14 protein-coding genes and 2 pseudogenes are annotated in these 12,912 nt (G+C 40.6%); 9 read left to right on the forward strand and 7 right to left on the reverse strand.

All coding sequences use genetic code 11. The features are described 5' to 3' along the window. Nucleotide 1: 1 nt before the first annotated feature. A complete protein-coding gene (locus M5121_RS04265) occupies nucleotides 2-604 on the forward strand; it encodes a hypothetical protein (protein ID WP_034602567.1) in 603 nt (200 codons plus the stop codon). A 36-nt stretch (nucleotides 605-640) separates the two neighbouring features. After that, nucleotides 641-1,360: a phosphoribosylaminoimidazolesuccinocarboxamide synthase gene (purC, locus tag M5121_RS04270; protein ID WP_004659747.1), complete on the forward strand. Its 720-nt coding sequence runs from the start codon at nucleotides 641-643 to the stop codon at nucleotides 1,358-1,360. Nucleotides 1,361-1,457: 97 nt separating this feature from the next. Here purC and M5121_RS04275 read toward each other — a convergent pair. The 6 genes and pseudogenes from M5121_RS04275 to M5121_RS04300 all read right to left on the reverse strand — a co-directional run. Further along, a pseudogene (locus tag M5121_RS04275) lies at nucleotides 1,458-1,822 on the reverse strand (amidohydrolase family protein); the annotation flags it as partial. 23 nt (nucleotides 1,823-1,845) lie between these two features. Beyond that, complete coding sequence (locus tag M5121_RS04280) at nucleotides 1,846-2,964, reverse strand: acyltransferase family protein (RefSeq protein ID WP_249570447.1); 1,119 nt, start codon at nucleotides 2,962-2,964, stop codon at nucleotides 1,846-1,848. Between the two features lie 125 nt (nucleotides 2,965-3,089). Continuing rightward, nucleotides 3,090-3,554, reverse strand: a complete 465-nt coding sequence (locus M5121_RS04285) for an EamA family transporter (protein WP_502798267.1) — start codon at nucleotides 3,552-3,554, stop codon at nucleotides 3,090-3,092. A 21-nt stretch (nucleotides 3,555-3,575) separates the two neighbouring features. Then, nucleotides 3,576-4,850 carry a replication-associated recombination protein A gene (locus M5121_RS04290; RefSeq protein ID WP_249570468.1) on the reverse strand — a complete coding sequence of 425 codons (1,275 nt, stop codon included), beginning with the start codon at nucleotides 4,848-4,850 and terminating at the stop codon, nucleotides 3,576-3,578. Between the two features lie 82 nt (nucleotides 4,851-4,932). Then, nucleotides 4,933-5,975 (reverse strand): annotated as a pseudogene (gene ampC, locus M5121_RS04295) (class C beta-lactamase). 130 nt (nucleotides 5,976-6,105) lie between these two features. Continuing rightward, nucleotides 6,106-6,558 carry a YcgN family cysteine cluster protein gene (locus M5121_RS04300; protein WP_034602613.1) on the reverse strand — a complete coding sequence of 151 codons (453 nt, stop codon included), beginning with the start codon at nucleotides 6,556-6,558 and terminating at the stop codon, nucleotides 6,106-6,108. Between the two features lie 189 nt (nucleotides 6,559-6,747). Here M5121_RS04300 and M5121_RS04305 point away from each other — a divergent pair, with 189 nt between their 5' ends. The 7 genes from M5121_RS04305 to ahr all read left to right on the forward strand — a co-directional run bounded on the left by M5121_RS04305 (nucleotide 6,748) and on the right by ahr (nucleotide 11,484). Continuing rightward, a complete protein-coding gene (locus M5121_RS04305; RefSeq protein ID WP_018678759.1) occupies nucleotides 6,748-6,906 on the forward strand; it encodes a DUF1328 domain-containing protein in 159 nt (52 codons plus the stop codon). Nucleotides 6,907-7,075: 169 nt separating this feature from the next. Next, nucleotides 7,076-7,813, forward strand: coding sequence for a dienelactone hydrolase family protein (locus M5121_RS04310; RefSeq protein WP_249570448.1), 738 nt, complete (start codon nucleotides 7,076-7,078; stop codon nucleotides 7,811-7,813). A 151-nt stretch (nucleotides 7,814-7,964) separates the two neighbouring features. Continuing rightward, nucleotides 7,965-9,011: an A/G-specific adenine glycosylase gene (gene mutY / locus M5121_RS04315; protein ID WP_249570449.1), complete on the forward strand. Its 1,047-nt coding sequence runs from the start codon at nucleotides 7,965-7,967 to the stop codon at nucleotides 9,009-9,011. Between the two features lie 31 nt (nucleotides 9,012-9,042). Then, nucleotides 9,043-9,579, forward strand: a complete 537-nt coding sequence (locus M5121_RS04320) for a M23 family metallopeptidase (RefSeq protein WP_249570450.1) — start codon at nucleotides 9,043-9,045, stop codon at nucleotides 9,577-9,579. 9 nt (nucleotides 9,580-9,588) lie between these two features. Continuing rightward, complete coding sequence (locus M5121_RS04325; protein ID WP_087543497.1) at nucleotides 9,589-9,837, forward strand: hypothetical protein; 249 nt, start codon at nucleotides 9,589-9,591, stop codon at nucleotides 9,835-9,837. A 32-nt stretch (nucleotides 9,838-9,869) separates the two neighbouring features. Further along, nucleotides 9,870-10,424, forward strand: coding sequence for a DNA-3-methyladenine glycosylase I (locus M5121_RS04330; protein WP_249570451.1), 555 nt, complete (start codon nucleotides 9,870-9,872; stop codon nucleotides 10,422-10,424). 34 nt (nucleotides 10,425-10,458) lie between these two features. Beyond that, the gene (gene ahr, locus M5121_RS04335; protein ID WP_249570452.1) at nucleotides 10,459-11,484 is read left to right on the forward strand and encodes an NADPH-dependent aldehyde reductase Ahr; all 1,026 of its coding nucleotides are present in this window, start codon (nucleotides 10,459-10,461) and stop codon (nucleotides 11,482-11,484) included. On the opposite strand, the gene M5121_RS04340 is transcribed toward ahr, so the two are convergent. Next, nucleotides 11,481-12,908 (reverse strand): aminotransferase-like domain-containing protein, encoded by a 1,428-nt coding sequence (locus M5121_RS04340; RefSeq protein WP_249570453.1) that lies wholly within the window; start codon nucleotides 12,906-12,908, stop codon nucleotides 11,481-11,483. The two genes, ahr and M5121_RS04340, sit on opposite strands and share 4 nt — an antisense overlap. Between the last annotated feature and the right edge of the window lie 4 nt (nucleotides 12,909-12,912).

The following is a 12,912-nucleotide window of genomic DNA, read 5'->3' on the forward strand; positions in this document are numbered from 1 at the left end:
GATGCAATTACGTCTTGGTGTTGTCCTAGTCATTTCAGCTTTAAGTTTGGCTGGTTGTGGTCGTTTTGCCCTCAATAATCATTCTTTAGATTATAAAAAAGCACAAGCACTTGAACCACTCAAATTTCCTGAGGGCATAACGGCAAGACCATTTACGCCATTGTATCCAGCGCCTACGGTTGATCCACTTGCAATTGAGCATGCACCAAAGCTTGAAAATGAAAGTGGCAACCGCTATGCATTGCCTCGTCCAAAAGCGATGCAAAATTCAGCCGATAATACTTCAGCAACCGCTTCAACAGTGGGTCGTCCACAGCTTGTCACTGATGGGAATAAAAACCCATTACTCAAAGTTGATGGCCCGACAGCAAGTGCATGGCAATATACTTTTGCAACCTTGAGCAGCCTCAACTACAAAGTTATTTCACAAGCAGAAAATGGCTATGAAGCAACGATTAAAGTAGGTGATCAAAATTACCTACTTAAATTATCGGCTGTAGGCTCAAGCAATACAGTTGCGCTATTCAAACTTGATACAACATTTGCAGACCCTGCCGTTGCAGCTGAAGTGTTAACCCAGATTTACCAAAATTGGCCAGCCTAGTCGTTTACTAGGCATACTTTTTCAAAAGGTTCCCCCATGTTAAAACAAACCTTGCTCTATACTGGTAAAGCAAAATCTGTATATGAAACAGATAATGCTGATCACCTGATTTTAGTCTTTCGTGATGATGCATCAGCATTCAATGGCGAAAAAATCGAGCAACTAGATCGTAAAGGCAAGGTGAACAACCGTTTTAATGCCTTCATCATGGAAAAGTTGGCTGAAGCGGGTATCGAAACTCATTTTGAAAAGTTACTTTCTCCAACAGAAGTGCTTGTGAAGAAATTACAAATGATCCCTGTTGAATGTGTTATTCGTAACTACGCAGCAGGTTCATTATGCCGCCGTTTAGGTGTTGAAGAAGGTAAAGAGTTAACACCACCAACATTTGAATTGTTCTTCAAAGATGATGCGCTTGGCGACCCAATGGTCAATGAATCTCAAGCAATTGCTTTAGGTTGGGCAACAGCACCTCAACTTGAAAAAATGAAAGAACTGACTTACCAAGTGAATGATGTACTGAAAGCATTATTCGATGCAGGTAATATGATTCTTGTTGATTTCAAACTTGAATTCGGTGTATTCCACGATCGTATCGTATTGGGTGATGAATTCTCTCCAGACGGTTGCCGTTTATGGGATAAAGACACCAAGAAAAAATTAGACAAAGACCGTTTCCGCCAAGGTTTAGGTGGTGTGGTTGAGGCTTATGAAGAAGTTGCTGCACGTTTAGGCATTAACTTAGATAATATCTAAGCCTTAAGCTGCCGTTCTTAATAAAAACCAGCCTGATTAGGCTGGTTTTTTATTGGTTTATCTAATTTCCCAGTTTCTGATAAATCAGATTCCCTTAAGTTATCGTGCCCTTATGTTCATCTTCAAAATATTGATCAGCTGCCCAATCCGTCATCGATTTTAAAGCCATATAGGGACTCACGCACTCATCTGCACCTAATACATAATTACTGCGTGTCACTCGATTTACAGTTGCATCTAACATCATCAAACTATTCGGCGGCACAACAGGTGCATCATGATGCTCTGTAAAAATAAGCTGTTGCTTCAAAGCACTTGCCGTTGGTGAAATGCGTGCTGCTCTCGCCTCACCTAAGGTTTGTTGACGATGCCAATCCCCCAATAGAACGTATGCAATGAGAAGAAAGATGGAATAATATCCAAGGCTTTCAGTTGATCCAGTTGATCGTCACGAATCGTTTGAGGACGAAATGAATACTGTGAAATTAAAATATCTTTGTAAGCCTACTAGAGACTTTAATTGCAATATCATCCACATAGCGACTATAGGGAGTAGCTAAAACAATACTTATCATCACTGTAAACAAACTCGCCCACAGACCCGCTACCCAATACGAAAAACCCAATTGAATATGAAATAGATTAAAACAAGGAATTGCTAAAGCATAAATCACAGCAAGATGAATTAAATAAATAGAAAATGAGATGTTGCCTAAGAAAACTAAAAATGGTGAATCAAAAAATTGTGCTAACCATTTGCCTTTTAATACCGCATACACGATACAAAAACCGCCAATAAAATTCAGATAATCGTAGGTTTGCTCACCTAAAAATTGAGCAAAAATCCGATAACTCAAACTCTCGTTATGCGCACCACAGAAATATAGCCCCAGCGTGAATAGCAACACAGATAGGCCTGTGGCTAATTCTGATGCATATAGAAGTAAACCCAGACCTAAAATAAAACTCAGGATACCGAGTAATACAGTTTGTGAAATCGTATAGGCTGTCGCAATACTCAACAGCAAGAACAGACCTGCAAGCATCGGTCGTTTGCTATAAAAATAACTGGCGAAATAAATTACCAATGAACCGAGCAGCTCAATCTGCATCGTCCACAACACCCAGTTATAGCTTGAGTCCCCAAATAAAAATGCTCCGATACTGCCCTCATACAAAGCTATACTTAATTTTGGATGAGGATTTGCCAAAGCGGCCCCCCATTCAGAAACATGCGTAACATCGACAGGAAGGAAACAGACGAGGTAGGCAATAATACAAGAGATAAACGCGGGAATAGCCAAACGTGGATAACGCTTAATTAATGATTTTTTTAGTTTTTCAGCTGAATTTTTCTTTTTTAAACTCGATAAACTCAGGACATAACCGCTTAAAACAAAAAAGACAAAAACTGCGCCTGTACCTGAATAGAAGAATGCAAATGGGGAATGATAAAGTTGATCAAAAAAGGGATATTGAGGTACGACACTTAAATCAAAATGATGCATTTGGGGAAAGAAAGTCAGCGATAGATGTGACAATACAACTGCAAGGCAGGCTAAGCCTCGGATACTTTCCGCAGCATTGATTTTGTTTGTGATCATGGCAGAGCTTTATCATCCGTGATATGCCGCGATAATGCGATCTTTTATATGAAGTGTCTAGTAGCCTCTTACAAAAATATAGTGACTATAAAGCACTTAAATAATAATTCCGCTATACACTTAAACTAAGTTAATGATTTCACTCGAGTCGAAAACCAACATAAGATCGACCCAATGCACACCATAAAAGCACCATACCAAAAAGAAATCGTCAGTGGCGTACTGAGTAAAATTGCCGAGAAAAAAGCTGAGAATACAGGAATGAAATACGAAGCACCTGCCAACAACGTGACATTGCCATGCAAAATCCCGACATTCCATGCAGCATAATCAAAGCCCATAGCGGCAGCGGCAAAAAGTAAGGACGTGGAAGATGACCAATCAAAATCAAATGCGCCGCCACCGACTGCACCAAAATGCGAACTGACATCCTTGATCAATGCAACAATCAAGCTCCAAAGGAAGATCGCAAGCAATCCAACGAATGTGGCTTTTTTTGAGTTCATGTTGAAATAAATCGAATATAAAACCGCAGTCAAATTCCCATTTACACTTTTGAGAACTTGACTAGGTGAAATGTGAAAATACAACTCATCTGTTTAAACAGATCTTTATTGCTGCTGTTGTTCCTGCTGCCAACGGCGTTGCTGCAAACGTTCGGCTTCAACTTCACGTTTGTTTAAGGCTCGCTCATACAGCTTCGTACCCCGCAACTCAGGCGGCAAATATTCCTGTAAAACAAAATGCTCAGGGTAATGATGCGGATAGAGATAATCCACGCCATAACCTTGTTGCTTCATCAATTTGGTTGGCGCATTACGTAGATGCAACGGCACAGGTAAATTCGCAGTTTTTTCGGCAAGCTCCAAAGCTCGGTTAATGGCGAGATAGGTACTATTACTTTTCGGGCTGGTTGCGAGATATACAGCACATTGACCTAAGATAATTCGTGCTTCAGGCATACCGACCGCTTGTACTGAACGGAAACACTCACCTGCCAACAACAAGGCATTCGGATTCGAGTTGCCAATATCTTCCGATGCTGCAATCAACATTCGACGTGCAATAAAAACAGGGTCTTCACCACCTTTGAGCATGCGTGCCATCCAATATAGGGTCGCATCCGCATCGCTACCACGAATCGATTTGATAAATGCCGAAACCAAATCATAATGCTGCTCACCTGATTTGTCATAACGTGCAATATTCTGCTGTGCGACTTTAACCACAATTGCATTGGTCACGATATTTTCAATATCAGGCTCAAAAGTACTGGCAATTAAATCAATCAAATTAAGCGCTTTACGTGCATCACCCGCAGCAAATTGAATCAGGGCATCATATTCTTCAATCTGAATAAAACGCTCTTTCAAAAACTTATCACTTTGAATGGCTTTATTGATCAGGTTTTGAATCGCATCAGCATCCAAACTATTTAAGGTATAAACCTGACAACGAGAAAGCAGTGCACTATTCACTTCAAAAGATGGATTCTCTGTGGTTGCACCAATCAAAGTGATTTTGCCTTTTTCAACTGCATTCAGTAAGGCATCTTGCTGCGACTTATTAAAACGGTGGATCTCGTCAATAAACACTACTGATGTCAGTAAATCGCCGCTTTCCGCAATCACTTCGCGCAGCTCTTTTACGCCCGTATTTAATGCAGATAAACTAATAAAAGGGCGATCAACTGCCTGTGCCAATAACAAAGCAATTGTAGTCTTACCCACCCCTGGCGGCCCCCAAAAGATAATCGAAGGCAAATGCCCCTGATCAATCATTTGGCGTAACGGTGCATGCTCGCCGAGCAAATGATCTTGCCCGATGATTTCTGACAAATCACGAGGGCGTAAGCGTTCAGGTAAAGGAATATGCGTATCTGACATCATCACGGACTTTATACTGTTTTATCCTAGTCTATTGCGTCTGATCCAAATCTACAATTTGAATCTGCAACCACGCGACATTCTATTGCGCGGTATTCTTTTGAAGTAACTGCTGCATGACATGGTAGCTTGCAGTAATTCGAGCTTCATTCGGAAAATTAGTGTTAGCGAGCATCACAATCCCAATTTTCTGCTGTGGGATAAATGCAGCATAGGCATATTGCTCCCAGCCTAGCCCTTGGGTCATCGCACCAACTTTAAAATATCCGACATGCGTTGTTTCAACTGCTGCTCTTAAAGGCTGTTTTAGCTTTTGTGGGTGAATTTGAATATCTAAAAATTTCAGCATATCGGAACTACTACTTTTCACTCCGTAAGCTTCAGCATCCAACATCCCAGCAGAAATGCGAATGGGCTGATCATTTTTATAACCCCACGCATATTGTGACATCTGCTGCTCAGGTATTTGCACAAAACTCTGACTCAATCCCAATTGTGGAAAAAGTGTTTTTCTAACAATTCAGAATAGGGTCTTTTTAATGCTAATGCAGTGATATAACCCATCAAACCAATGCTTGGATTTGAATATTGTCGTGCCGTACCAACGTTGGTCTTTGGCTGCCATGTTTGCAAATATTGAAGCATGTCCTGCTGACTAACAACTTCATCTGGAAATTGCAGCGGAAAGCCACCTGCAGTATATGTACCTAAATTTAAAATCGTAGCTTTATTCACTGCGGTATTTTTTAATTCTGGGAAATACTTGGCGGGATGATCCGACAATAATAACTGCCCTTGCGCCTGTGCATAGCCCGCCAAAGTTGCATTAAAGGTCTTACTGACTGAGCCAAGTTCAAATAAAGTATGGTTGCTTACGGGTTGTTGGTTTGATTTTGATGCCAAGCCATAATTGATAAAATAATGCTTACCATCGAATGTGACACCGACCTCTAATCCAGGAATCTTATATTGATCTAATAATGGTTTAAATTGTTGATCTACAATTTCCCTAACTTGCTGCTCACTGAGCGGTTTTGCCCAAATCGAAGAATTACAGGATAAAAGCCCTGCAAGTAAAAAAAGCATTCTTGATGCGATCATGTCTATTTCCCAAACCCTTTTCATTCAAACAAAGAGGCTCTCAAACCACATCGATCTCTCAGTGTTCATCATATGGGAATGTATAGATAAAATACTGCGAAAGTATTGTTTTTTATTGATAAAAAACACAGTTATAAGAAATATATATCAAGATCTAACGTACCCAACGTACGACATAATCTTCTATATCATCTTCATTTATATCTTGTTCTGAAATACAGCGCCCAGCTGCTGATTTCTTCGCTTTAATCACACTCTGACGTGAGCCCGTATTTAAATAATGCCATGACGGTAAATTTTTACCTTCATTCAAACGACGATAAGCACAACTAGGAGGTAACCATGTAATTGTTTGCAATCGTTCAGGTGTCAATTGAATACAATCTGCAACATGCTGTTGACGATTCGGATAATCAGAACAACGTGCCGTTTTACAATCTAATAATTTACATGCAACTTTGGTATATGCGACTTCTGCCGTTTCTTCATCTTCAAGCTTAACCAAACAACATAAACCGCAACCATCACACAATGCCTCCCACTCAGTATTATTCAACTGATCAAGTGGATATAGTTTCCAAAAGTTAGCGCGCAATTCGGTAGACATGGCAAATGTTTTAGGCTTTAAAAATTTGTGTTGATTATAGCATTTATTCTCAATCAAGCCGTTTTCCAAGCGACTTAAGCGATTAACAATACTTAAGTTATTGAACATTTCAACCACAGAAACACCACATTTGGTTCGAAAAACACACGCTATAGTAATCTCATAACGATAAATTTAGGAGTAAGTAATATGTTCCGTTGGGCTATTATCTTTGCAGTGATTGCATTAATCGCCAGTTTATTAGGTTTTGGTGGTGTTGCTGGTTTATCCAAAGACTTTGCCGTCATTTTATTAGTGATCGCGGCTATTCTTGCTGTAGTGGGTTTCTTATCACGCGGTAAAGTTTAGTTTAAAGAGAAATAAAAATTCAGAAAGAAAAAAGAAGAATCGCCGTATTCTTCTTTTTTTATTATCATCATTTCAGCCGAATAAAAATTTGTCTTTCCGCTAGCATCATCAATTTTTTGCTTTTTTATGCTTTAATCAAAGCATTGAAAATATAGATCAGGATTAAAAAATGAGCTTTCCAATTACAACGCGTGAAATTGAATATACCGCACCAGATGGTCAACGCCTTATTGGCTATTTTGCGACACCTATCAGAGATGTACCAGTTGCAGGAGTTATTGTTGCTCCAGAATGGTGGGGACGTACCGAATATACCGAGCAACGTGCGCGTGAACTTGCAGAACACGGTTTTGCCGCTCTCGCAATTGATATGTATGGAGACAAAAAAGTTACCTCTGATGTTCCTCAAGCATCTGCATGGATGATGCAAACATTTGATCATGTAGACACCGTGGTTGAGCGTGCTCAAGCAGGCTTAGATGTTTTAAAAGCACAACCAGAGGTCAATACTGAAAAATTGGCAGCAATTGGTTTTTGTTATGGTGGTAAAGTTGTTCTGGATTTGGCGCGATCTGGTGCCGATTTGAAAGCTGTGGTGACCTTCCACGCGAATTTAAGCCCGAAAGCACCTGCACAAAAAGGAAAGATTCAGGCTGAAATTCTTGTATTACATGGTGAGATCGACACCATGGTTTCTTTAGATGATGTCGCAAGCTTCCGTCAGGAAATGCACGATGCAGAAGTCGATCATGAAGTGATTATTTTTGAAAATGCCAAACATGGCTTTAGTAATCCCCTCGCAGATGAGCGAGCTAAAGCAAATAATGTTGACTTAGGCTATAACGCCGAAGCTGAACATCAAGGATTAGAAGCCATGTATGAATTACTAGATAAACATTTAACCTGATTCAAAATATTGGCATAAACTTTCACAAAGACTTCATTCTGTGTAGGTGGCATTTATGTCTCCTACACACGAACAAATGTTTTTATCATTTAAATAAGTCCACGATTATATTTTCATTATACTAAGCCTCTGCTTTTGATTGTTCTGATTCATGTCTGATTTCTCATTTTCTGATGCACTACTCACGTGGTTCGACCAACATGGCCGCCACGATTTACCATGGCAAGTCGCTGATGATCCCTACAAAGTGTGGGTATCAGAAATCATGCTACAACAGACTCAAGTTAAAACTGTTCTGCAATATTTTGATCGCTTTATCGAAAGATTTCCAACCGTAGACGATCTTGGTCAGGCCAGTTGGGATGAGGTTGCCCCTTATTGGGCTGGTTTAGGCTACTATGCCCGTGCACGCAATCTGCACAAAGCCGCTGTTATCGTAAAGCAGAAAGGAAAGTTTCCTGAAACATTAGAACAGTGGATTGAATTACCAGGCATTGGCCGTTCAACCGCTGGTGCATTAATGTCTCTTGGCTTACGACAATATGGCGTCATTATGGATGGCAATGTGAAACGAGTTTTAGCACGTTTTTTTGCGATTGAAGATGATTTATCCAAGCCACAGCATGAGCGTGCTTTATGGCAAATTGCGGAACAGCTGTGTCCGAAAGAACGTAACCATGATTACACCCAAGCAATCATGGATTTGGGTGCTACAGTCTGCACACCGAAAAAGCCTTTGTGTTTATACTGCCCAATGCAACAACACTGTCAGGCCTATCAACAAGGTTTAGAACAAGAACTCCCATTTAAAAAAGCAAAAAAACCTGTCCCTGTTAAAACGGCGAATGTGCTCCTAATTCAAGCAGGTCGTGAGTGGCTTTGGCAACAACGTGAAGCCCACGGTCTATGGGGAGGTTTGTATTGTCTGCCTATCATTGAACAGGCAACTGAATTACAACAGATTGAACAACAATTTAAGCTCCAAGCTCAAGTATCATCACTACAGATTAGTCATAGTTTTACTCACTTTACATGGATACTGCATGAACAACTGTTCCACGTGGAACATGATCAAAAAGAACAGCTCAGTATCGAATTAAATGGAGTATGGTTAAGTCCAGAAGCTGCGATTGCCAAAGGCATTCCAACCGCCATGAAAAAATTGATTACAGCAAAACAAAAGACTTCCTCTACTTAATTGTTGTAAATCGAAATCACAAGGAGTTTGTGTGCGTCTTACGATTCCATTTATCGTGATTAGTCTATTGGCTATTCTAATTTCTGCATGTACGACAACGCCTAGTAAGCCTACGCCCCTACCAGCCACTCAAATCAATAAACTTAAAAATCTGCGTTTAGATAGCCGTTTGCCCGTTCCAGTCAAAGGTATCAATCGAAATGAATTACGAGATACTTGGGGAGCTGCACGTAGCCAAGGACGTAACCACGAAGGGATTGATATCATGGCGGAGCGTGGGACGAAAGTGTATAGTGCTACCGAAGGGTTAGTCGCTGATTTACGTAATAATAATTTAGGTGGCAAAATCATTTGGATTCTTGGACCTGCTGGTTCTTGGCACTACTATGCCCATTTAGATGGTCATAAACGTGGTCTTAATGTGGGAGACTATGTTCATAAGGGCGACCTCATTGGTTATGTGGGCAATACAGGCAATGCTCGTGCGACTGCCCCACATTTACATTATGGTATTTATTTAAATGGCAAAGGGCGTGGAGCAATCAATCCATACTCATATTTACGTTAGGAACATAGAATGTCAGAAGCATTGATTGAACGACTGGTTAAATTTGCAGAGTCTGGAAATCAGCAAAAAATCATCATCAATGGTACAAGCTATCAAGGCTGGATTATGGAGATTACCGAAGATGCTCTGCTGATTAGTACAGGATTTGCAGATAAATCTGGTAAAGACTTTTGGCTGAAATTTACTGATTTAAATACAGCTGAACTGTATTATTGGGATACTCGCCCAAATGAATGGGTGACATTCACACTTTCATGATTTTATATGAATAACAATAGGAAGCATCAAATATGACGATTCAACGCTGTGGCTGGTGCTCCAATGATCCACTCTATATTAGCTACCACGATGAAGAATGGGGCAAAGTAGAACAAGATGAAAATCGATTATTTGAGATGCTTTGTCTTGAAGGTCAACAAGCTGGATTATCATGGATTACGGTACTAAAAAAGCGCGAGAATTACCGTTCACACTTCTTTCACTATCCAATTACTAAGATTGCAGAGTTTACTGATGATCAACTCGAAGACAAACTGAGTGATGCAGGATTAATTCGTCATCTAGGTAAACTTAAAGCGATTCGAGACAATGCAATTGCATGGCAGCAACTCAAAAATGAAGTTGGTGATGTATCTGATTGGCTATGGGCCTTTGTTGACCATCAGACTCCAAATAACAATGTCATTCATTATCGTGATGCACCTGCACAAACCGAAATCAGTCAAAAACTTTCAAAAACACTGAAAAAACGTGGTTTTAAATTTGTTGGTCCCACAACGTGTTATGCGTTTATGCAAGCGGTAGGAATGGTCAACGATCACGAAAATCACTGCCATTTTAAATAATACGAATTCATTTTCCTTTCCAAGGAGTTATCGAATGAGCAATAACCAAATTCGTGCTTATGCTGCAATGAAAGCAGGCGAGCAATTGGTTCCTTATCAATTTGATGCAGGTGAATTAAAGCCACATCAGGTTGAAGTTAAAGTTGAATACTGCGGTTTATGTCACTCAGATTTGTCTGTGATCAATAATGAATGGCGTTCATCCGTTTACCCTGCTGTCGCTGGGCATGAAATTATTGGCACAATTATCGCACTCGGTTCAGAAGCCAAAGGACTGAAACTTGGTCAACGTGTTGGCATTGGTTGGACAGCTGAAAGTTGCCAAGCATGCGATCCTTGTATTGGTGGTCATCAAGTTTTATGTACCGGTGGCAGCGTTGCGACTATCGTTGGTCATGCGGGTGGCTTTGCAGAAAAAGTTCGCGCAGGTTGGCAATGGGTCATTCCTCTACCAGAGGGTTTGGATCCTGAGAGTGCAGGACCATTGCTTTGTGGCGGCATTACCGTGTTTGATCCTTTACTTAAACATCAGATCCAAGCAACACATCACGTCGGTGTCATTGGGATTGGTGGTTTAGGGCATATGGCCATCAAGCTACTTAAAGCTTGGGGTTGTGAGATTACTGCATTTAGTTCAAATCCAGACAAAACTGAAGAACTCAAAGCCATGGGCGCTGACCATGTGGTGAATAGTCGTGATGCTCAAGCGATCAAAGCGCAACGTGGCAAATTTGATCTATTGCTTAGCACCGTCAATGTAACTCTGAATTGGCAAGCCTATCTCAATACCTTGGCACCGAATGGTAGTATGCATTTCTTGGGTATTACCTTAGAGCCTATTCCAGTTTCTGTAGGTACTATCATGAGTGGTGCCAAATCGGTTACAGCTTCACCAACTGGGTCACCTTTAGCACTGCGTCAACTACTACAATTTGCCGCACGTAAAAATATTGCGCCACAAATTGAGCTATTTCCAATGTCTCAACTCAATGAAGCCATTGAACGACTGCATTCAGGTCAAGCACGTTATCGTATCGTACTTAAAGCAGACTTTGATTAATTTAAAACCGACGACATACGCTCTCTCACCCAATCCGCCAACTGTTGAATTGCTTGGCGGATTTCGGTGGTCAACGCATGCCCTGCATTTAAACGAATGAAGTGCTGATAACGCTGATCTTCACCAAACACTTCCCCTGGTACGATATTAATCCCTTGGCGCTGCGCTAAATAATATAACTCTAAGCCCGTAATATTTTCTGGCAGTTGCAACCACAAAGCATAACCCCCTTCTGATTGACTCAAGGCGATTGGAATCCCACCAAATACTTCCAAAATATAAGCACGATACTGTTGGACTTGTTGCATCAACTTCGGTCTTAACTCATCCAAATGCTCACGATAACCACGACTATAAATGAAATCAGCCAAGCCTAACTGTAAGGGTGTATTGACACCGACGTTATTTGATAAGAGTTGTGGTCGTAAGTGTTGTAATTGTGGTCCCAAGCAAAACCATCCCACACGATAGGCGGTAGACAGTGACTTCGAGACTGAAGCACACCAAATTACGTAGCCTTGTTGATCCCAATAACGAATCGGCAAAGGTCTCTCTTTTTGGAAACTGCATTCACCATAAATATCGTCTTCTAAAATAAAACATTGGTATTGCTGTGCAAGTTCAGCAATTTTTTGCTTCTGTGAATGACTTAAACAGTAGCCCAATGGATTTTGAAAATTAGCAGTGAGTAAACATAACTTGGCATCGCCCTGTTTCATAAAAAACTCAAGACGCTCAAGGTCAATGCCACGATGATCGGCTGGAATCTCAATAATCTTACGCTTAAGACTTGCCAACATTTGCAACTGGCCATTAAAGGTAGGTGTTGGAATTAAAATACTATCCCCTTCCTGACTGATCTGCTGAATTAACAGGGACAAAGCTGGCATACAGCCATTGGTAATAAAAATATCTTCTGTAGCGACATAAATCCCATCTTCACGCCAATGATCTGATAAAGCCTTACGTAACTGCTCATGTCCCTGTTTATTACAATATAAAAAATCTTCGGGCTGACAGTGTTTAAGCGCACGCTGTAAGGAACGACGTAGCCCATCTACAGGAATTAAATGGGGCGACAACTGAATAGCCCCTAAAGGAGTTAAATGATTTTGAATCGATGCTGTTTGAATCTGATTCTGTAAGTCTAAATTCGAGACTTGCCGTGCTTTGGACTCAAAGCTTGGACTTTTAGGGGCAGCACTTTGATATTGTCTTGAACTTACAAAATAGCCTGATTTGGCTTTGACATAAATCAGTCCTTTTGCTTCTAACAGTTCGTAGCATTGTTGTGCGGTACTCAAACTAATACTTTGCTGACGAGCAAATTCCCTTAAAGAACTTAACTTTTGCTGTGGCTGTAATTCATGTTGATAAATTTTATGAGCCAATTGATCTGCTAGGCGTTGATATTGAAAAGTCATATCT

This window comes from Acinetobacter sp. ANC5681, assembly GCF_023488045.1.
Lineage (GTDB): Bacteria > Pseudomonadota > Gammaproteobacteria > Pseudomonadales > Moraxellaceae > Acinetobacter.